General features: G+C 69.2%; 19 protein-coding genes. 12 read left to right on the top strand and 7 right to left on the bottom strand.

What is annotated here, in order from left to right:
- Nucleotides 1-4 precede the first annotated feature (4 nt).
- The 3 genes from glcE to ACZ5BH_RS10985 all read right to left on the bottom strand — a co-directional run bounded on the left by glcE (nt 5) and on the right by ACZ5BH_RS10985 (nt 3,193).
- Complete coding sequence (gene glcE / locus ACZ5BH_RS10975) at nt 5-1,066, bottom strand: glycolate oxidase subunit GlcE (RefSeq protein ID WP_464889307.1); 1,062 nt, start codon at nt 1,064-1,066, stop codon at nt 5-7.
- Nucleotides 1,066-2,541 (bottom strand): FAD-linked oxidase C-terminal domain-containing protein, encoded by a 1,476-nt coding sequence (locus tag ACZ5BH_RS10980; RefSeq protein WP_464889308.1) that lies wholly within the window; start codon nt 2,539-2,541, stop codon nt 1,066-1,068. Before ACZ5BH_RS10980 ends, glcE begins: the two co-directional genes overlap by 1 nt.
- 271 nt (nt 2,542-2,812) lie before the next feature.
- Nucleotides 2,813-3,193, bottom strand: coding sequence for an RNA-binding S4 domain-containing protein (locus tag ACZ5BH_RS10985; RefSeq protein WP_464889309.1), 381 nt, complete (start codon nt 3,191-3,193; stop codon nt 2,813-2,815).
- A gap of 71 nt (nt 3,194-3,264) precedes the next feature.
- Here ACZ5BH_RS10985 and ACZ5BH_RS10990 point away from each other — a divergent pair, with 71 nt between their 5' ends.
- Together ACZ5BH_RS10990 and trxA are read left to right on the top strand one after the other, a co-directional pair.
- Nucleotides 3,265-3,705 carry an NUDIX domain-containing protein gene (locus ACZ5BH_RS10990; RefSeq protein WP_464889310.1) on the top strand — a complete coding sequence of 147 codons (441 nt, stop codon included), beginning with the start codon at nt 3,265-3,267 and terminating at the stop codon, nt 3,703-3,705.
- A gap of 137 nt (nt 3,706-3,842) precedes the next feature.
- Nucleotides 3,843-4,220: a thioredoxin gene (gene trxA, locus ACZ5BH_RS10995; RefSeq protein ID WP_464889311.1), complete on the top strand. Its 378-nt coding sequence runs from the start codon at nt 3,843-3,845 to the stop codon at nt 4,218-4,220.
- Between the two features lie 168 nt (nt 4,221-4,388).
- Here the strand turns inward: trxA and moeA are convergent, their stop codons facing one another.
- From moeA to mobA, 3 genes are all read right to left on the bottom strand, one after another.
- The gene (moeA, locus tag ACZ5BH_RS11000; protein WP_464889312.1) at nt 4,389-5,660 is read right to left on the bottom strand and encodes a molybdopterin molybdotransferase MoeA; all 1,272 of its coding nucleotides are present in this window, start codon (nt 5,658-5,660) and stop codon (nt 4,389-4,391) included.
- Nucleotides 5,661-5,722: 62 nt separating this feature from the next.
- Nucleotides 5,723-6,271 carry a molybdopterin-guanine dinucleotide biosynthesis protein B gene (gene mobB, locus ACZ5BH_RS11005; RefSeq protein WP_464889313.1) on the bottom strand — a complete coding sequence of 183 codons (549 nt, stop codon included), beginning with the start codon at nt 6,269-6,271 and terminating at the stop codon, nt 5,723-5,725.
- Nucleotides 6,258-6,869: a molybdenum cofactor guanylyltransferase MobA gene (gene mobA / locus ACZ5BH_RS11010; protein WP_464889314.1), complete on the bottom strand. Its 612-nt coding sequence runs from the start codon at nt 6,867-6,869 to the stop codon at nt 6,258-6,260. Before mobA ends, mobB begins: the two co-directional genes overlap by 14 nt.
- A gap of 82 nt (nt 6,870-6,951) precedes the next feature.
- Here mobA and ACZ5BH_RS11015 point away from each other — a divergent pair, with 82 nt between their 5' ends.
- The 5 genes from ACZ5BH_RS11015 (at nt 6,952) to ACZ5BH_RS11035 (ending at nt 12,064) form a co-directional block, all read left to right on the top strand.
- Nucleotides 6,952-7,143, top strand: coding sequence for a hypothetical protein (locus ACZ5BH_RS11015; RefSeq protein ID WP_464889315.1), 192 nt, complete (start codon nt 6,952-6,954; stop codon nt 7,141-7,143).
- Nucleotides 7,144-7,500: 357 nt separating this feature from the next.
- The gene (locus tag ACZ5BH_RS11020) at nt 7,501-8,379 is read left to right on the top strand and encodes an HDOD domain-containing protein (protein WP_464889316.1); all 879 of its coding nucleotides are present in this window, start codon (nt 7,501-7,503) and stop codon (nt 8,377-8,379) included.
- Between the two features lie 14 nt (nt 8,380-8,393).
- Nucleotides 8,394-9,527, top strand: a complete 1,134-nt coding sequence (locus ACZ5BH_RS11025) for a GGDEF domain-containing protein (RefSeq protein WP_464889317.1) — start codon at nt 8,394-8,396, stop codon at nt 9,525-9,527.
- Between the two features lie 162 nt (nt 9,528-9,689).
- Nucleotides 9,690-10,571: a phosphate/phosphite/phosphonate ABC transporter substrate-binding protein gene (locus ACZ5BH_RS11030; protein WP_464889318.1), complete on the top strand. Its 882-nt coding sequence runs from the start codon at nt 9,690-9,692 to the stop codon at nt 10,569-10,571.
- Entirely contained in the window at nt 10,568-12,064 is a 1,497-nt protein-coding gene (locus tag ACZ5BH_RS11035) for a sensor histidine kinase (protein ID WP_464889319.1), read from the top strand. The genes ACZ5BH_RS11030 and ACZ5BH_RS11035 overlap by 4 nt, the downstream gene beginning before the upstream one ends.
- A gap of 127 nt (nt 12,065-12,191) precedes the next feature.
- Here the strand turns inward: ACZ5BH_RS11035 and queG are convergent, their stop codons facing one another.
- The gene (gene queG, locus ACZ5BH_RS11040) at nt 12,192-13,295 is read right to left on the bottom strand and encodes a tRNA epoxyqueuosine(34) reductase QueG (RefSeq protein ID WP_464889320.1); all 1,104 of its coding nucleotides are present in this window, start codon (nt 13,293-13,295) and stop codon (nt 12,192-12,194) included.
- A gap of 18 nt (nt 13,296-13,313) precedes the next feature.
- Here queG and ACZ5BH_RS11045 point away from each other — a divergent pair, with 18 nt between their 5' ends.
- From ACZ5BH_RS11045 to miaA, 5 genes are all read left to right on the top strand, one after another.
- Nucleotides 13,314-14,804 carry an NAD(P)H-hydrate dehydratase gene (locus ACZ5BH_RS11045; protein WP_464889321.1) on the top strand — a complete coding sequence of 497 codons (1,491 nt, stop codon included), beginning with the start codon at nt 13,314-13,316 and terminating at the stop codon, nt 14,802-14,804.
- On the top strand, nt 14,804-15,271 hold the full coding sequence (gene tsaE, locus ACZ5BH_RS11050; protein ID WP_464889322.1) for a tRNA (adenosine(37)-N6)-threonylcarbamoyltransferase complex ATPase subunit type 1 TsaE: 468 nt from the start codon (nt 14,804-14,806) through the stop codon (nt 15,269-15,271). The genes ACZ5BH_RS11045 and tsaE overlap by 1 nt, the downstream gene beginning before the upstream one ends.
- Before the next feature lie 242 nt (nt 15,272-15,513).
- Complete coding sequence (locus ACZ5BH_RS11055; protein WP_464889323.1) at nt 15,514-16,821, top strand: N-acetylmuramoyl-L-alanine amidase; 1,308 nt, start codon at nt 15,514-15,516, stop codon at nt 16,819-16,821.
- A 390-nt stretch (nt 16,822-17,211) separates the two neighbouring features.
- Nucleotides 17,212-18,912, top strand: coding sequence for a DNA mismatch repair endonuclease MutL (gene mutL / locus ACZ5BH_RS11060; RefSeq protein WP_464889324.1), 1,701 nt, complete (start codon nt 17,212-17,214; stop codon nt 18,910-18,912).
- On the top strand, nt 18,909-19,847 hold the full coding sequence (gene miaA, locus ACZ5BH_RS11065; protein WP_464889325.1) for a tRNA (adenosine(37)-N6)-dimethylallyltransferase MiaA: 939 nt from the start codon (nt 18,909-18,911) through the stop codon (nt 19,845-19,847). The genes mutL and miaA overlap by 4 nt, the downstream gene beginning before the upstream one ends.
- The last annotated feature ends 39 nt before the right edge of the window (nt 19,848-19,886 follow it).

The raw sequence follows: 19,886 nt of genomic DNA on the forward strand, positions 1-19,886 counted from the left end.
GCGGTTACAGGTCGGGATAGAGGCGGCCGTAGTTGAACAGCCCCTGGGGGTCGAAGACTTCCTTCAGGCGCAGGTGCAGCTGCCAGGCGGCCATGGGCAGGGGATGGAAGGCGTCCACGTCGTCCGGCCGGTGGCGGAAGGCCGTGGCGTGGCCGCCGTGGGCCTCGGCCGCAGCGCGGATGGCTGCGGCCGGCCGCGTCGAGCGCAGCCAGCGCTGGGCGCCGCCCCAGTCGAGCAGCAGGGGTTCGTCGTGCGCGGGCAGGGGCGCCGCCGGCGGCAGCGAGAGCCGCCACAGGGGCGCCTCGCCCGCGAAGAAGGGATGGGTCTGCTCGCGCAGGGCGGTCCAGAAGGTGTCGGCGTCGTCCAGGGTTTCGCCGCCGATCCGGCGCGCGGCGTCGGCCACGCCGGCGGGGCTGCCTTCCAGGCGCAGGCAGAGCCGGCCGTCCACGTGCGCGGCGCCGCCGAGGGGCAGGGATTCCCCGCCCAGGCGCCGCAAGGTGTCGAGGGCCGCGTCGGCGGCACATTCGAGCACGCGGGTTTCGCTCGCCTCGGGACGGGGCAGGACCTTGAGCGAAACGTCGAGCAGGATGCCGAGGGTGCCGAAGGCGCCGCACATCAGCCGGGCCACGTCGTAGCCGGCCACGTTCTTCATCACCTCGCCGCCGAAGTGCAGGATGTCGCCCTTGCCGCTGAGCACGGTCACGCCCAGCACGTGATCACGCAGCGAGCCGCTCCAGGGCCGACGCGGGCCAGAGAGGCCGCTGGCCACCGTGCCGCCGAGGGTGGCGCCGGGGCCGAAGCGGGGCGGCTCGAAAGGCAGGTGCTGTCCCTCCGCCGCCAGCACCGCCTCGAGCTCGGCGAGGGGGGTGCCGGCGCGGGCGGTGACGACCAGCTCGGTGGGTTCGTAGCTGAGGATGCCGCGATGGCCGGCCAGGGACAGCGGCTCGCCCCGCACCGGGTTGCCCAGAAAGGCCTTGCTGCCGCTGCCGGTGAGACACAGGGGCGTGTGCGTTTCCATGGCTTCCCGGACCCTGGCCTGCAGGGCATCGCGCTGATCGGCATCCATCAGAAACGCTCCAGCTCGGGATGGGGCAACCGGCCGTGATGGACGTGCATGGCCCCGAACTCGGCGCAGCGGTGCAGCGTGGGGATGGCCTTGCCGGGATTGAGCAGGCCGTCCGGGTCGAAGGCCTTTTTCAGGGCATGGAAGTATCGCAGCTCGTCGGCGTCGAACTGCACGCACATCTGATCGATCTTCTCCCGCCCCACGCCGTGCTCGCCGGTGATGGTGCCGCCCACCTCCACGCAGATCTCGAGGATTCGGCCGCCGAATTCCTCGGCCTTGCGCAGCTCGCCGGGGCGGTTGGCATCGTAGAGGATCAGGGGGTGCAGGTTGCCGTCGCCGGCGTGGAACACGTTGGCTACCGACAGGCCGTATTCTTCCGAGAGGGCGGCGATGCGCTCCAGCACCTCGGCCAGGCGCTTTCTGGGAATGGTGCCGTCCATGCAGTAGTAGTCGGGGGCCAGCCGCCCCACGGCCGGGAAGGCCGCCTTGCGACCGGCCCAGAAACGGGCCCGTTCCTCGTCGTCACGGGCCACGCGCACCTCGCTTGCGCCGGCTTCCTGCAGCAGGGCACGAACCCGCTCGGTCTGGGCCGCCACTTCCGCCTCGCAACCGTCCAGCTCGCACAGCAGGATCGCCGCCGCTTCGGTGGGATAGCCGGCGTGCACGTAGTCCTCGGCGGCCCGTAGCGAGGGATTGTCCATCAGTTCCAGGCCGGCCGGGACGATGCCGGCGCCGATGATCAGCGCCACCGCCTCGCCGGCGGCCGGGATGCTGTCGAAGGCGGCCAGCAACACCTGGATGGTGGGCGGGCGCGGCAGCAGGCGCAGGGTCACCTCGGTAACGATGCCCAGCAGCCCTTCCGAGCCGTGCATCACCGCCAGCAGATCGTAGCCGGGTCCGTCCAGCGCCTGGCCGCCGAGGCGCAGGCGCTCGCCTTCCATGGTCAGCATTTCGATGCCCAGCACGTTGTGCACGGTGAGGCCGTATTTCAGACAGTGCACGCCGCCCGAGTTCTCGGCCACGTTGCCGCCCAGGGTGCAGGCAATCTGGGAGGAGGGATCGGGCGCGTAGAACAGGCCGTGAACGGCGGCCGCCTCGGAGACGGCCAGGTTGGTCACGCCCGGCTGGACGGTGGCGGTGCGGTTGGCTGCATCGATTTCCAGGATCCGGTTGAAGCGGGCCAGGCTCAGCAGCACACCCTCGCGATGGGGCAGGGCGCCGCCCGACAGCCCGGTGCCGGCCCCGCGCGCCACCACCGGCACTTCGTTCACCTGGCACAGTTCCAGGATCGCCTGCACCTGTTCCACCGTCTCCGGCAGCACCGCAATCAGCGGCAGCGCCCGGTAGGCCGACAGGCCGTCACACTCGAAGGGCCGCAGATCCTCCTTCTCCGTCAGCACCGCCTCGGACGGCAGGATCCGGCGCAGCGCCCGGGCCAGGGCCGCGCGGTTTCGTTCGTGCAGCGATTGCGTCATGGGGCCGCATCATAGCAGGCCTTGGCGGGGCAATAACCCTGGAGAATGTCGAGGAAAATGCTTGAACGTGCAGGTGTTCGGGATGGGGTGGAAGGGAACACGGAGGGCACGGAGGCACGGAGGACACAGAGAATCGGTTGATATTTCGTAAACACGAACACCGCTCGCTCTCGCCAAACCCCCTTTTCTGTCGCATCACCAGCCAATCGCATCCTCCGTGAACTCCGTGCCTCCGTGCCCTCCGTGTTCTTTCCACCGTGGCGCCGATATGTCACCGATCATGGATGTTCCGGAAGCGAACGATTCGCCGGCGCTGGCGCTTGTCGGGGCGTTTTGCCGGGCGGGGGGCGGCGAGGCGGCGCTGTTCGCGCAGGGCTTCGCGGCGGGCGCGGCTGGTTTCGTCCTCGCTGTAGAGGGTCCGGGCTTCGCTGGCGGGGCCACGGCGGTCGGCCAGGGCCGTGATGGTGATTTCCCAGATGTCGCCGCCGCGGGTGATGCGCAGGCGGTCGCCGGGGCGCACGGCTTTCGATGGCTTGACCCGCTGGCCATTGACGTGCACGTGGCCGCCCTGGATGGCTTCCACTGCCAGGGCCCGGGTCTTGTGGAAGCGGGCGCACCAGAGCCATTTGTCGAGGCGTTGGGATTGGTCCATGCGGAGATCATCCCACAGCCCGGCCGCCTGTGCGAACATGGCGATCCGTTTTCCGGCTTCAGGAGAGTGTCATGCCCGCGCCCCGTACCCCGCTGCTGGCGGTGGACATCATCATCGCCCTCGCCGATCGGCCCGGGCGGCCCATCGTGCTCATCGAGCGGCGCAATCCACCGCCCGGCTGGGCGCTGCCCGGCGGTTTCGTGGACGTGGGCGAGCCGCTGGAAGCGGCGGCGGTGCGCGAGGCGAAGGAAGAGACCTGTCTCGACGTGACCCTGCGCGCCTTGCTGGGTTGTTATTCGGATCCGCGGCGCGATCCGCGCGGCCATACGGTCAGCGCCGTGTACGTGGCCGAAGCCGTGGGCGAGCCCCGCGCGGCGGACGATGCCCGCCACCTGGCGCTCGTGGATCCCCGTGCCCCGGGGCGGCCGCTGGCCTTCGATCACGAACTCATCCTGGCCGATTACCGCCACTGGCTGGACACCGGCGAACCGGCGCCCTTGCGCCACGTGTGACGTCAGGTCTCTGAAATCTCAGGCACTTTTTTCCAACGCGCGGCCGCATTTCCATTCCGGTATAATCGGGCACTTGTGTTTTTCGCACCTTCCCCCATATCGATTTCATTCCCCAGCCATTTTCAGGAGAACGCCCCATGGCGACCATCGAACTGACCAAAGAAAACCTGGTAAACACCGTCAACGAGAATCCCTTCGTCATCATCGACTTCTGGGCGCCGTGGTGTGGACCCTGCCAGTCCTTCGCTCCCGTGTACGAGCAGATTTCGGAGAAGTATCCCGACATCGTCTTTGCCAAGGTGAACACCGAAGAGGAGCAGGAAATCGCGGCCCAGTTCAACATCCGCTCCATCCCCACGCTGATGATTTTCCGTGATCAGATCATCATCTATTCCGAAGCCGGCGCCCTCCCGGCCCAGACCTTCGAACAGCTCATCGAGCAGGCGAAGAACCTGGACATGGACGAAGTGCGCAAGCAGGTGGCCGAGGAACAGCAGCAGGCCCAGGGACAGTGACGAGCGCCAAGAAAAAAGCCCCGGCGATTCCGATCGTCGGGGCTTTGTTGTTGATGTAGGCCGGCTCAAGCGCAGCGGAGCCGGCGTTTGGGTATAACGCATTTTTTGCCGGCTCCGCTGCGCTTGAGCCGGCCTACGGAGCTGTTTCCTTTCGCCGCAGCCGGTTCGTTATGACAGAACCCCCTCGAAGGGCTGCACGTCCACCAGGGTGCCGGCGTCCACGCCGCCGCTTTCGCGGGGGAGGACGATGAAGCAGTTGGCGCGACTCATGCCGCTGAGGATGTGGGAGGCCTGCTGGCCGACGCTGCGCACCACCAGTTCGCCTTCGGCGTTGCGCGCGAGGATGCCGCGCTGGAAATCGGTGCGGCCGGGGCGTTTCTTCAGGGGCTCGGCGGCCGGGACGCGGATCGTCAGCGGGGCGGGGATGTCGCGCTCGCCCATCAGGCGGCGCAGGGCGGGGCGGGCGAACTGGTAGAAGGTCACCAGGGTGGAGACCGGGTTGCCCGGCAGGCCGAAGAAATAGGCCCCTTCCACCTCGCCGAAGGCCAGCGGCTTGCCCGGTTTCATGGCGATCTTCCAGAAGTCCACCTTGCCCAGCCGGTCGAGGGTTTCCTTCACGTAGTCGGCATCGCCCACGGAGACGCCGCCGGAGGTGACGATGGCGTCGGCCTGCGCGGCGGCGTCGTGGAAGGCCTGTTCCACGGCTTCGCGGGTGTCGGGAATCACGCCCAGATCCAGCAGTTCCACCCCCAGTTCCCGCAGCATGCCGAAGATGGCATAGCGGTTGGAATCATAGATCTGGCCGGGGCCGAGGCTGCCGCCGGGGGCCACCAGCTCGTCGCCGGTGGAGAAGAAGGCCACCTTCGGTTTGCGGTGAACCATGACCTCGGGCACGCCGAGCGAGGCGAGCAGGGCCAGTTCGGCGGCGCGCAGGCGCTGGCCGGCGTCCAGCACGGTGTCGCCGGCGCGGATGTCCTCGCCCGGCTGGCGCACGTTCTGGCCGGGCCGGTGGCCGCTGGCGATGACGATCGCATCGCCGTCCCTTTCCGTATGTTCCTGCATGATCACCGTGTCGGCGCCGGCCGGCACCTCGGCGCCGGTCATGATGCGCACGCACTGCTCCGGCGCCACTTCACCCGCCCAGGGCCGTCCGGCCCACGCGGTGCCGACCACCGTGAGACGGGCCGTGCCTTCTGCCGGCAGATCGGCGGCGCGCACGGCATAGCCGTCCATGGCCGAGTTGCGGTGGGGCGGCACGTTCACCGGGGAGACGACGTTTTCCGCCAGCACGTGCCCCAGCGCATCGAAAAGCGGCAGGCGGCGGGTTTCGCTCACCGGGGAGACGAGGGCGAGGATTCGCTCCCGGGCCTGTTCCACGGTCAGGGTGCCGGGGGGCAGTTCGTCACAGCCGCAGGGGCTGGGGGGAATGGCGCTATTCATGGACGACTCGGTTCTGTTGAGACTGGGGATGTCGGCCTGAAGGCCGGCCTACGGGGGCGAAACTATACCATCGGGGCCTGCGGAGTGGATCGCAGGAAGTCCAGCACGAACCCGGCGATGGCGTCGGTATCGTTGAGATCCAGCACCGGCAGGCGGGTCTCCACCGGCAGCGGCCCGTCACTGGCCACGGCGACGATGTGGGGATCCTGGGGAAACAGCAGGGGTTTGCCGAGGGCCGGGCGGTGCAGCTCGATCTTGGGAAAGGCCTCGTGGCGGAAGCCTTCCACCAGCACCAGATCGGCGCGCGCCGGATCGATCAGCCGGACCAGTTCCGCGAGCCGCGGATCGGCCGTCTGCGCCGGGGTTTCGACGATCAGCGCCCGCCGGTGGCGGGAGGCGATCAGCACCTGGTCGGCGCCGGCCTTGCGAAGCGCGTAGCTGTCCTTGCCTGGCACGTCGATCTCGAAATCGTGATGGGAATGCTTGATCAGCGCGGGCCGCAGGCCCCGCTCGCGCAGGGCCGGGATCAGTGCCTTCAGGAGGGTGGTCTTGCCGGTCCCGCTGTAGGCGGCGAAGCCGAGCAGCGGCAGGGGAAAATCAGTCTCGGACATGTTGCATTCGCTCCTGGAAACGGGAGAGATCCCGGGGAGTGTTGAGGTTGTCGAAGGCGTCGGGCTGATCGCGGAAATCCACGACCACAGCCGGCTGCCGGGCCAGCCAGGCGCCCAGGCGCCGTTCGCCCCGGGCGAGATAGTCGGCCAGGTCCGTCCGGCAGCGGCGATGGACCAGACAGAAGGCCGGCTGGATGCGGTCGGCCACGCTGGCCACGGCCGCGCTCGCCGGGCGGGCGGTGGCCGCCGACAGCAGGCGCGCACCGAGATCGGCGGGGAGCACCGGACAATCCACGGGCACCACCAGCAGCCATTCGCTGTCGATGCGTTCAAGCGCGGTCAGGATGCCGGCCAGCGGGCCGGGCCGATCGGGCAGGCTGTCCGGCCAGACCGGCAGGCCCAGGGCCCGGTAGCGGTCCAGGTTGCGGTTGGCGCTGATCGCCACCGTGCGTACCTGCGGGCGCAGCCGGCGCAGCACGTGCTCGACGAGGGGCAGGCCGTCGAGCGTCAGCCAGCCCTTGTCGCGGCCCTGCATGCGCCGGCCGCGCCCACCTGCGAGGATCAGGCCGGTGAGGGATTCTGGAGCGGTGGCCGACATGCCTGGCAGTATATCAATGGCCGACTAAAGATATGCCCATCCCGGCCGATACTGCCCATACAACCCGTTCGAGTCGGCATGCATGAGCATATCCTCCATCCTGAACAAGGCGATCTTCGGCGCCGAAAAAGGACTGCGCGACGCGCGCGACGTTTCCAGCCAGCTGGCCGTGGCCACGCCGGACCCGGCCGAAGCGCCGTCCGGGACTTCCGGTGCCCGGGTGGAAAAGGCCCGGGATGCGGATCTCGGCCGGATCGTCGACGAACAGGCCTAGCCCGGATATTGCACCATGTCGAGGGCGGGCGGTGACTCAAGCTATTGAAGAGAAATGGCATATTGAGGATTATCGGCTTGTTTCGGCAGACACATTTCGTTCCTGCCCGCCCTCTGCGCCGGCCCTTGCGGCTTTGGTGGCAGACCTTCCCTGGTCTGCCCCCTTCGGGCGCGCTTTGCGCGACCCGTTTCGTTCCAGACGAAACGGTCGCTCGCGCTCGCTTGCGCTTCACGAAAGCCGTAGCGATGGCTACGCCTTTCGCTCCAGCGCGGCGCGAGCGCGGCTGCAAAGACCGCAATCATCCGGCGCCCATGGTGCAATATCCGGGCTAGCCCCGTCACGGAGACACGACATTCCATGCAGGAAATCGAAGTGGAAAAGCTCCGGGTTCGCGTGCAGGATCTGACCGAACTGCCGGCCGCGTCCCCCCTGGTGGCCAGCCTGCTCGATGCCATTGGCAACGAGGACGTCACGATCCGCGAACTGGCGGCGCTGATCCGCCAGGAGCCGGCCCTCGTGGCGCGCATCATCGGCCTGGCCAATTCCGCCTATTTCGGCCATCCGGAACCCATCACCTCGGTCGAGGAGGCCATTTTCAAGTCGCTGGGGCTGCAGCTCACCAAGAGCCTGGCGCTGAGCATCGCGCTGGTCGGCAGTTTCGGTCAGCAGCCCGGCACCCACCGCTTCGACCTCTACCATTTCTGGAGCGATGCGGTGCTGGCCGCCACCCTGGCACGCATGCTCAGTGGCCATGTGCAGGCCACTCCCCGGCCCACCTCCGACGATGCCTATCTGGCCGGCATGCTGCACAACTTCGGCATGCTACCGCTGGCCTTTCTCTATCCCGAAGCCACCGATGACGTGTGCGAGGCGGCCAGCGGCGAGGCCGATTTCGCCCGCCGCATGCAGCAGGCCATCGGCACCAATCAGTACGAGGTGGGCGTACTGCTGGCCCGCCACTGGCAGATCCCCGAGCAGGTGGTGGCCGTGATCGGCCATGCGCACGAGGCCGATTACGAAGGCGACTACCAGCCGCTGGTGCGTCTGCTGCACGGCGTCACGGGGGTGGTGCATCACCTGCGTGAGGGCGAAGCGCCCGATGGGGATGAGGGCGAGGAAGTCTTCGCGCCGCTGCGCTCCCTCGGCATCGACGAGGTGCGCATTCGCGGCTGCCTGGAGAGCCTGCAGCGCAAGGAAGCGGCGCTGGAATCCATGGTGCATGTACTGGCCCACTGAGCGGACAGAGAACCATGGATACCCAGCCGTTCGTCGCCGCCTTCCAGGAGATCAACAACCGGCTGATCCGCCTGATCGGCTCCATGTCGGCCCTGCGCGAGCTGTCCACCCTCGAGCCGCGCCACGTGGACGAGCAGGCGCTGCTGGACACCTCGCTGCGCATCCTGCTCGACAACCACGAACTCGATCATGCGGTGATCTTCCTGCGCGAAGACGAAGCGCTCGAGGCGCGGGCCAGCCGGGGCTGGCAGGCCGGCGCACCGTTGCCGGACGAGGCCGTGATGCCCCGCCTCTCCGAACTGGCCGCGGAGGCGCTGGCCCGGCGCGCGGTGTGCTACCGGCGCGAGACGCCGGGCCTTCCGGCTACGGAAGGCTCGGCCATCGCCCTGCCGCTGGCCAGCGGCGACAATCCCCTCGGCGCCCTGTGCGCCTGGGCGCCCGACAGCGACTTCTTCACTCCGTCTCATGAGCGCAGCCTGGTCATCTATTGCAACTTTCTCGCCCAGTCGATCCTCAACAACCGCCTGCTGCAGCAGATGGATGCGCTGGTGAAGGCGCGCACCGAACAGTTGCACGACGCCCTCTCCGAAGCCAAGGAACTCAAACGGCGCTACGAGGAACTGTCGGTCATCGACGATCTGACCGCCCTGCACAACCGCCGCTTCTTCTTCCCCGAGGCCCGCAACCTGGTGGCGGCCGCCATTCGCTACGAAACCCCCATGTCGATCCTGATGATCGACATCGACCGCTTCAAGCAGATCAACGACACCTACGGCCATGCCACCGGCGATCGGGTGCTCAAGCGCATGGCCAAACTGCTGCTCGCAGAGAAACGCGAGGCCGACATCCTGGCCCGCTTCGGCGGCGAGGAGTTCATCATGCTGTTGCCCGAAACGGGCGTGAAGGGCGCCACCACCTTTGCCGAACGGCTGCGGCAGAAGATCGCCGATCTGGACTGCGACGGCGGCGAACGGCCCTTCCGGCTCACCGCCAGTTTCGGGGTGGCCAGCCTGACCTTCCCCGCCGGCAGCGATGCCGGGCAGGTGCTCGAAACCCTGGTGCAGCAGGCCGACGCGGCCCTCTACCGCAGCAAGGCCGACGGCCGCAACCGGGTCAGCCGCTATTCGGACATCGGTTGCGCGATCTGAGGGTGAGTACCAGGGATCGGGTTTTTTCGGCGCCGCCGCGCCCGCCCTGACCAAAGGCAGATAGGCAAATCCGCCCCCCTCACCCATACTACTGTCAAACAAAAGGCAGGGAAGGCACAACAACAACCTCGTCCTGGCCGGTTACCGGCCCGGAGGTGTGTCATGCGGTCACGATGCCAGCGCAGGCGTTACCTGCGCCTGCTGTTTCTGTCGTTCCTGCTGCCGTTTCCGGTGGCCACGCTGGCGGCCGATGCGCCGGCGGCGGCCATTCGTCTCGGCATTCTGTCCATCGCGCCCCCGGCGCGCATCCATCGCAACTGGCAGCCGTTCGCCGATCATCTTGCCCGGGTGCTGCATCAGCCTGTGGTGCTGGTGGTGCCGCGCGGTTTCGGCAAGCTGGCCCGGGCCGTCGAAGCCGGCGAGGTGGATTTCTTCTACGTCAACTCCTACGTCTTCTACCGTCTCAAACAGGCCGGCCGGGCGCAGGGCGTGGCGCAGATGGAGAACCTCGACGGCAAAGTGACCAGCCGCAGCGAGATCTTCGTGCGCCGCGATTCGGGCATTGGCAGTCCCGCCGATCTCAAGGGCCGCGCCATCGCCTTCGTCAGCCCGCTGGGCGCCGGCGGCTACCTGGCGCCCCGGGCCTATCTGGCCCGCAACGGCCTGGCCACCGGGCAGGACGTGCAGCCGGTCTTCACCCGCAATCTCGCCAATTCCATTCATCAGGTCCTGCTCGGCGACGTGGAGGCGGGCACCATGTGCGGCGTGAACTTCCGGCTCATGCAGCGCAAGCTGAATACGGGTGAACTGAAGATCATCGGCCACACCGAGGCCTACCCCGAGAATCTCATCGCCGCCCGCGCCGATCTCGACCCGGCCCGCGTGGCCCGTTTCCGCGAAGCGGTGCTGAACATGGCGCAGACGGCGGCGGGCCGGCAGGTGCTCGACCGGATGCGCGGCATGAAGATCCGGCGCTTTGTGCCCTACGATCCGGCCATCGAGGCCATCACCCGGCGGCTGCTGCGGGAAAGCGGACTCGAATGAGCCTCGTTCCCCGCAGCCTGTTCGCGCGCCTGGCCTGGAGCCTGACCGTGGTGCTCACCCTCGCCATGCTGGGCATGGGCTATCTGCTCCTCGACGAAAGCCGGCAGCGCTTCGAGCAGGAACGCCACCGCCTGGCCGTGGCCAGCGCCCGGGTGCTGGCCGAAGCCGGCGTGGATGCCCTGGCCGCCCGTGACTACGAGCTGCTGGATCGCTGGGTGCACTCGGTGATGCTCACCGACGACATGGCCTGGGTCTATCTGGATCGGGCCAACGGCCAGATCCTCAGTCATACGGATCTCGACCAGGTGGGCCGTTACGCCGAGGCCCTGGGCGCCCTGCCGCGGCCCCTGACCCGCCTGCGCCGCGATGCCCGGGGCGAGCCGGTCTTCGAGGCCGTGCACCCGGTCTGGCTGGGCGAGCGGCACCTGGCCAACGCCCATGTGGCGTACTATCCCGGCCGTGTAGCCTTCTTCTCCAGCCTGGCCTTCGACAAGCTGGTGGGGATGCTGGCCGTTGCGCTGCTGTTCATGCTCCTGGCCACCCTGCTGATCGTGCGCCGCCATCTGCATCCGCTGGGGCGGTTGGCCGAACAGGTCGAACACCTCTCCCTCGATGCGCTGAACCTGAAACTGGCCCCGGCCCTGCTGCAGCGGAACGACGAGGTGGGCGCCCTGGCCCGGGCCTTCGATGCCCTGGCGCGGCGCATCACCCGTCTGGTGAGCGAGCTGCGGGATGAGGAGCAGCGCCTGCAGGCCACGGTGGCCGAGCGCACCCAGGCCCTGCAGCACAGCAACCGGGAGCTGGAATCCTTCTGTCACAGCGTCTCCCACGATCTGCGCGCTCCGCTGCGGGCCATGGACGGCTTCAGCCAGGCCCTGCTGGAGGATCACGGGGAAAAGCTGGACGAGGAGGGGCGGCAATACCTGCAACGGATCCGTGCCGCGGCCGAACGCATGGGCCAGCTGATCGACGATCTGCTGCGCCTGTCGCGCATCTCGCGCCAGGCCCTGCAGGTCGAACCGCTGGATCTGGTGCCGCTGGCGCGGCGCATCTTCGACGAGTTGCAGGCCGGCGAGCCCGCGCGGCAGGTCACGCTGCGGCTGCCGGAAAGCCTGCCGGCCAGCGGCGATGCGCGGCTGCTGCGCATCGCCCTGGAGAACCTGCTGGCCAATGCCTGGAAGTACACCTCGCGGCGCGAGGCGGCCGAAATCGCCCTGGGCGCCGAAACGGAAGCAGGCGAGACCGTCTACTGGATCCGCGACAATGGCGAAGGCTTCGACATGACCTACGCCGACAAGCTGTTTCACGCCTTCCAGCGCCTGCACCACCAGGACGAGTTTCCGGGCACCGGCATCGGCCTGGCCACGGTGTCGCGCATCGTGCAGCGCCACGGCGGCCGGATCTGGGCCGACGCCGAACCGGGCCTGGGCGCCATCTTCTTCTTCACCCTGGGCCAGACCGCGTCTGCCGTTACTCCGCCAGAAAGAGCGTAGGCCGGCTCAAGCGCAGCGGAGCCTGCATGGCGACATGATACGAGTTTGCCGGCTCCGCTGCGCTTGAGCCGGCCTACGGGGGCCTATTACGGGCGGTATCAAAGCGTGGTGACCACGCCCCAGGCACTCATTCGCCTTGCCTCTTTCTCCCCAGCCGCGCCAGCGCCCAGCCCACGTGTTCGCGCACCAGCGCCGAGGGGTGATCGCGGCGGGCCGCCAGCGCAGCGACGGCTTCCGGGGAGGCCGGGCCGTTGCCCAGGGCCACCGCGAGGTTGCGCAGCCAGCGCTCATGGCCGATGCGGCGGATGGGCGAGCCGGCCAGGCGGTCGAGGAACTGGCGCTCGGACCAGCCAAACAGATCGACGAGCGCCGGGGCATCCAGGCCGTGGCGGGGCGCGAAGTCGGCCAGAGCCGCCGGCCGGGCGAAGCGGTTCCAGGGGCACACGAGCTGGCAGTCGTCGCAGCCGTAGATCCGGTTGCCCATCAGAGGGCGCAACGGCTCGGGAATGGCACCCGGATGTTCGATGGTCAGATAGGAGATGCAGCGCCGCGCGTCCACTTGGCGCGGGCCGACGATGGCGCCGGTGGGACAGTCGTCGATGCAGGCGGTGCAGTCGCCACAATGTTCGTTTTGCGGCGCATCCACCGGCAGATCCAGATCCGTGTAGATCTCGCCCAGGAAGAACCATGAACCGGCTTCCCGGGCGAGCAGGTTGGAATGCTTGCCCACCCAGCCGAGCCCCGCGCGGCGGGCGATGGCCTTCTCCAGCACCGGCGCGCTGTCCACGAAGACCCGGTAACCGAAGGGGCCGACGGCCTCGGCGAGGCGTTCGGCCAGCCGTTGCAGCCGCTTGCGCATCAGCTTGTGATAGTCCCGCCCCAGCGCATAGCGCGACACGTAGCCGAGGCGGGAATCGCCCAGCACCGCCCAGGCGTCGGCGGCATCGGGGGGCAGGTAGTCCATGCGCACGCTGATGATCCGGCGGGTGCCCGGCACCAGTTCCGCGGGCCGGCTGCGCAGCGTGCCGTGGCGCTGCATCCATTCCATCTCGCCGGCCATGCCCGCCTCGAGCCAGGCCAGCAGACGCGGCTCGTCCTCGGCGAGATCCGCATCGCAGACGCCCACGGCGGCAAAGCCCAGCTCGGCCGCCCACTGCCGGATCCGGCTGACGAGATCCGCCGCATCGTCGATCGTGAGGGCCTTGGCCTGCTGGTTTTGTCCGGGTTGCATAGGGACTATGATAGCGGCATGTCTTCGCTGCCCGTGAACCTTTATCGCGCCGAACAGTGCCGGGAACTGGATCGCCTGGCCATCGAAACCCACGGCATCTCCGGCAACATCCTCATGGAGCGCGCCGGCGAGGCGGCTTTCGACGCCCTGCGCGAAGCCTGGCCGGCGGCCCGGCGCGTGGTGGTGCTGTGCGGCGTCGGCAACAACGGGGGCGACGGTTTCGTGCTGGCCCGCCTGGCCCACGAACGGGGGCTGGAAGTGGATGTCTATCAGGTCGGCGACGCCGAACGCATCCGCGGCGATGCCCTGGCGGCCCGCCAGCGGCTGATGGGCGTGGACGTCACGCCCCGGCAGTGGAGCGGCCAGCCGCTGGAGGGCGCCGACGTGCTGGTGGACGCCCTGCTCGGCACCGGGCTCGGCGGCGAGGTGCGCGAGCCCTTCCGCGGCGCCATCGAGGCGGCCAATGCCAGCGGGGCGCCGATCCTGGCGCTCGACATTCCCTCCGGCCTGGATGCCGATACCGGCATGCCCCATGGCCTCGCCATCCGCGCCGCCGAGACCATCACCTTCATCGGCCTCAAGCCGGGCATGCTCACCGCCCGCGGTCCCGACTACTGCGGCCACATTCGTTTCGACGATCTCAAGCTGCCGGAAGAACTCTACGCCCAGGTCCCGCCGGCGGCCCGCCGTCTGGTGAGCGGGGAACTGCGCCGGGCGCTGAAACCCCGCCCCCGTTCCGCCCACAAGGGCGAATTCGGGCACGTGCTGCTGGTGGGCGGCAACCAGGGCATGAGCGGCGCGGTGCGCCTCGCCGGGGAGGCGGCCCTGCGCACGGGAGCGGGGCTGGTGAGCATCGCCACCCGCCGGGATCACGCCCCCCTGATCAGCGCCTGCCGCCCGGAACTGATGAGCCACGGCATCGAGTCGGCCGAGGCGCTGAAGCAGCTCTCGGCCCGGGCCACGGTGATCGCCGTGGGCCCCGGCCTCGGGCAGGACGACTGGGCGCGGGAGATGATCGCCATCGCCGTGGCCCGCAATCTGCCGGTGGTGATCGACGCCGACGCCCTGAACCTGCTGGCCCACATTCCCCTGCAACGGCCCGACTGGGTGCTCACGCCCCATCCGGGCGAGGCGGCGCGGCTGCTCGACACCGACACCGCCAGCGTGATGGCCGACCGCTTCGCCGCCGCGCGCGAGCTGTCCGAGCGCTTCTCCGCCACCGTGGTGCTCAAGGGCGCCGGCACCATCGTTCAGCCGCCGGAGGCGCTGCCCGGCGTCTGCACCGCCGGCAACCCGGGCATGGCCACGGCCGGCATGGGCGACGTGCTCACCGGGGTGATCGCCGCCCTGGCCGCGCAGGGCCTGCCCCTGCCCCGGGCCGCGGCGCTCGGCGTCTGCCTGCATGCCGAGGCGGGCGATCTGGCGGTGCGCGGCATCGGCGAGCGGGGCCTGGTGGCCGGCGACATGATGGCGCCCCTGCGCCGCCTGGCCAACGAAGAGGGCAACTGATGGAGCGTTATCTGCCCGACGAGGCGGCCACCCTGGCCTTCGGCGCCGAGCTGGCCCGGATCATCCCGCCGGGCCTGCGGATCTGGCTGCACGGTGATCTCGGCGCCGGCAAGACCACCCTGGTGCGCGGACTGTTGCGCGCCCTCGGTCACAACGGTCCCGTGCGCAGCCCCACCTACACCCTGGTGGAAACCTACCCCCTCGCGGAGAAGTCACCGGTGCATCACTTCGATCTCTACCGCCTCGCCGATCCCGAAGAGCTGGAATACCTCGGCGCCCGCGACCTGCTCGGTGGCAGCGAAACCTGCCTGGTGGAATGGCCGGAGCGGGGGACTGGCTTTCTCCCGGCGCCCGATCTCGAAATCTTCCTCAGCCACCGCCCCCCCGGCCGCACCGTGCGGGTGCTCGGCCACGGCGAACGGGGCCTCGTCGTGGCGCGACAGCTCGAGCGTTCTCTCCCGGCCTGACGCTGCCCCGAAACCGAATCGAAGGGCACCCTCTCCCCGCTTTGCGGGGGAGACGACTGCAGGGATGCAGGAGGTAGAGCGGAGCAGGAGCCAGAGCCGAGGGACGGGGTGAGGGGGGCAACATTTCAACATTTTTCTCAAGAAGATCCCCTATCCCCCTAAGTTATATGGAAAATCGCTTGAATTTTCCGTAACCTCGTGCACAATTGAAGGAAACACCACCAACCACCGTGGGGGATGCCATGAAGGCATGGTTGCGGAACATCGGCGGCATCGTGCTGCTGGCGGGCCTGGCCCTGCCGGCAGTGGCCGACGTGGCGGTGAAGGGCGTGCGCATGTGGCCCGCGCCCGACAACACGCGGCTGGTGTTCGACCTCAGCGCCCCGGTGGAACACACCATCTTCACCCTGCGGGTCCCCGATCGCCTGGTCATCGACCTCAAGCAGGCCCGCTATCCCGCCGGCAAGCTCCCCGCCCTCGCGTTCGACAAGTCCTACGTGCGCCAGATCCGCTATGCCCGCCGCCAGGACCGGGTGTTGCGCTTCGTGCTCGATCTGCGCCAGCCGGTGCGCCCCAAGAGCTTCGTGCTGCGTCCCCAGGGCAGCTACGGCCACCGCCTGGTCATCGATCTGTATCCGCTCGAGGCCACGGGCAGGCCGAAGCCCCGCCCCGTGCCCCATCAGCGGCCGCGCTCCCGCGACGTGATCATCGCCATCGACGCCGGCCACGGCGGCGAGGATCCGGGCGCTATCGGCCCGCGCGGCACCCGCGAGAAGGACGTGGTGCTGGCCATCGCCCGGCGCCTGGCGGAACTGGTGCGCAAGGAACCGGGCATGAAGCCGGTGCTGATCCGCAGCGGCGACTACTACGTGGGCCTGCGCAAGCGGGTGGAGAAGGCCAGCCGGGCGCGCGCCGATCTGTTCGTTTCCATCCATGCCGACGCCTTCCGCAACCGCCGCGCCCGGGGCTCCTCGGTGTTCGTGCTCTCCAACCGCGGCGCCACCTCGGCCATGGCCGCCTTCCTGGCCGAAAGCGAGAACCGCGCCGACCTCATCGGCGGCGTGAGCCTCGACGACAAGGACGATCTGCTCAAGATGGTGCTGGTGGACATGGTCAAGAACTCCACCCTCGAAGACAGCCACGAGGTGGCCCAGACGATCCTCACGGATCTCGGCAAGGTGAATCATCTGCACAAGCGGCGGGTGGAACAGGCCGGCTTCCGGGTGCTCAAGTCCACCAACATTCCCTCCATCCTGGTGGAGACCGCCTTCATCTCCAATCCCGAAGAGGAGCGCAAGCTGCGCAGTCCGCGCCACCAGCAGGCCCTGGCGCGGGCCCTCATGAACGGCATTCGTCGCTATTTCCGCGCCAACCCGCCGCCCGGCACCCGCCTGGCCCAGGCCCCGCGCCGGCACGTCATCAGCCGTGGCGAGACCCTCTCCGGCATCGCCGCCCGCTACCGGGTCAGCGTCAACGCCCTGCGCCGCCACAACGGCCTGCGCTCCGACCGCATCAAGCCGGGCGACGTGATCCGCATCCCCTACAGTTGATGCCATTAAATAGCTGTTCCGAATCCCCCTACACTCAGTGACAAGCATGAAGCCCTCAAGGGGGGCAGATCGTTTCGTGACCTTCGGCCGCAGGGACGATGTGCAGGACGCACAAGTGTCGCGAGAGGGCAGGATGCCCGAAGCGACTGCGGCCGTAGAGCTTACAAGGATGTATTCACAGCGTGTCACGAAACGATCTGCCCCCCTTGAGGGCGTGCCTGGTTCTTGTTGCTCCAGTTTAAAGTGTCCGAGGATTCGGAACACTTTTAGCCCGGATATTGCACCAAGGCGCCGGATGATTGCGGTCTTTGCAGCCGCGCTCGCGCCGCAGCGCGGCCGTCGTTCGCCCCCGCTACCCACGCCTCCCCGGGAATTGTTAAGCTACGGGCCATGCCCGTCCCCGACCCCATCGCCGGGCGTCCGGCGATCCGCCGCCTGCCCGACTATCTCGCCAACCAGATCGCCGCCGGCGAGGTGGTGGAGCGGCCGGCCTCCATCGTCAAGGAGCTGCTCGAGAACAGCCTGGACGCCGATGCCCGCACCCTCACCGTGACCCTGGAGCAGGGCGGGATGCGCCGCATCCAGGTGCAGGACGACGGCTTCGGCATTCCCCGCGAGGAACTGGCCCTGGCCCTGCAATCCCATGCCACGTCCAAGATCGCCCGGCCCGAGGATCTGGCGGCCATCCGCAGCATGGGCTTTCGCGGCGAGGCGCTGGCCAGCATCGCCTCGGTGGCGCGGGTGGAGCTGGTGTCGCGGCTGCGGGGGGCCGAGCAGGCCTGGCGCCTCGCCAGCCTGCCCGGCGAGGCGCCAGGCGAGCCGGAACCGGCCGCCCACCCGCCGGGCACCAGCGTGAGCGTGGCGGATCTGTTCCACAACACCCCGGCACGGCGCCGGTTCCTGCGCGCCGAGCGTACCGAGTACCGCCATTGCGAGGAGGTGGTGCGGCGCCTGGCCCTGGGCCGTTTCGACATCGGCTTCCGCCTGCGTCACAACCGCCGCACCGTCTTCGAACTGCCGCCGGCGACCGACGAGGCGGCCCGGCGCCGGCGCCTGGCCCGTCTGTGCGGCAAGGCCTTCGCCGAGCACGCCCTGCAGCTCGACTTCCGCCGCGGCGATCTGCGCCTGCACGGCTGGCTGCTGCCGGCCAGGCACGCCCGGGCCCAGGCCGACATCCAGTACGTCTACGTCAACGGCCGGACCATCCGCGATCGGGTGCTCACCCACGCCCTGCGCCAGGCCCATGCCGCCTGGCTGCCCGACGGCCGGCATCCGGCCTGGCTGCTGTTCCTCGAACTGGACCCGGCCGAGGTGGACGTGAACGTGCATCCGGCCAAGCAGGAGGTGCGCTTCCGCCAGACCCGCCTGGTGCACGACTTTCTGGTGCACTGCCTGGAGCGGACGCTGGCCGCGGAGGCGCCGGCGGATCAGACGCCGGCGCCGGCCTATGCGCCGCAACCCCTCGACTGGCACCGTCCGGCCACCGGCCCGGCCAGCCCGGTCACGCCACCGCCGCGCCGTCCGTCGGCGCCGCCGCGGATCGCCGAGCGCCCGGTGCCGGCCTATGCGCCGTCGTCGCCGGGCCAAACGGTGGAGGAGGGCGCGCGCCGGATCGGGCGCTATCTGCTGTTTCTACACGAGGAAAAGGTCGGCGTGGCGGATTTGGGCCGGCTGGTCGGCGAGCGGGTCCGGGCGCTGCCGGCGCAGGGCGAGGTGCCGGGCCGGCCGTGGCTGATCCCGGCGCCGGTGCCGGTTCCCGCCGCGCTGGTGGCCGGCCTGCCGGCGTGGGCCGAGGCCCTCGCCGCGCTCGGTTTCGACGTGAGCGAGGCCGGCCCCGAAACCCTGCTGCTGCGCCAGAGCCCGCTGGCGCTCGAGCCGGTGGACGTGCCGGCCCTGTTGCCGGGATGGCTGGCCGACCTTGCCGCCGGCGCCGAGCCCCGCGCCGCGCTGGCGGAACGCGCCGCCGGCCACCTGCGGCCCGACTGGCAGGGCGAACAGTGGCTGGCCTGGCTTGCGGCCGAAGGCTTCCCGGCCGCCGCGGTGCGCTGGCTGGAGGAAGGGGATCTGCGGGATCTCTTCACCGCGCCATGAGCGGTACGCCCCTGCCCGTGTTGTGCCTGATGGGCCCCACCGCCTCGGGCAAGACCGATCTGGCCGTGGCCCTGCACGAGGCCCTGCCGGTGGACATCGTCAGCGTCGATTCGGTGATGGTCTACCGGGGCATGGACATCGGCTCGGCCAAGCCGGCGCCGGCGATCCTGGCGCAGGCGCCGCACCGGCTGGTGGACATCCTCGATCCCGCCGAGCCCTATTCGGCGGCCCGTTTCCGCGAGGACGCCCTGCGCGAAATCCGCGCCATCCACGCCGCTGGGCGGGTGCCGTTGCTGGTGGGCGGCACCATGCTCTATTTCCGGGCCCTGTTCGGGGGGCTGTCGGCCCTGCCGTCGGCCGATCCGGCGGTGCGCGCCCGGCTCGAGCAGGAAGCGGCCGAGCGGGGCTGGCCGGCCCTCCATGCGCGGCTCGCGCAAGTGGATCCGGCGGCGGCGGCCCGCATCCATCCCAACGATCCCCAGCGCATCCAGCGCGCCCTCGAGGTGCATGAACTGACCGGCCGCCCGCTGAGCGAGCTGCAGGCGGCGCCGGCCGGCGAGGCGCTGCCGTACCGCTTCGTCAAGCTGGCGGTGGCGCCAGCCGAGCGCAGCGTGCTCCACGAACGCATCTCCCGACGCTTCCGGCAGATGCTCGAGGCGGGGCTGGTGGAGGAAGTGGAAGGGCTCTTCCGGCGCGGCGATCTGCATCCGGGGCTGCCTGCGATCCGCGCGGTGGGCTACCGGCAGGTGTGGCAGTACCTGGCCGGTGAACTCGACCGGGAGGCGATGGTCGAACGGGGCATCATCGCCACCCGCCAGCTCGCCAAGCGCCAGTTCACCTGGCTGCGCTCCGAGACGCAAGTGGCCTGGTTCGACAGCCTGGCGGCGGATCGGCTGCCGCGCGTCTTGAAAATGGCGGAAAAGGCCATATCCTGAGTACAAGATCCACGAAAAGTGTGGTGAAAGTCTGACCAT

The organism is Thioprofundum lithotrophicum (assembly GCF_055387065.1).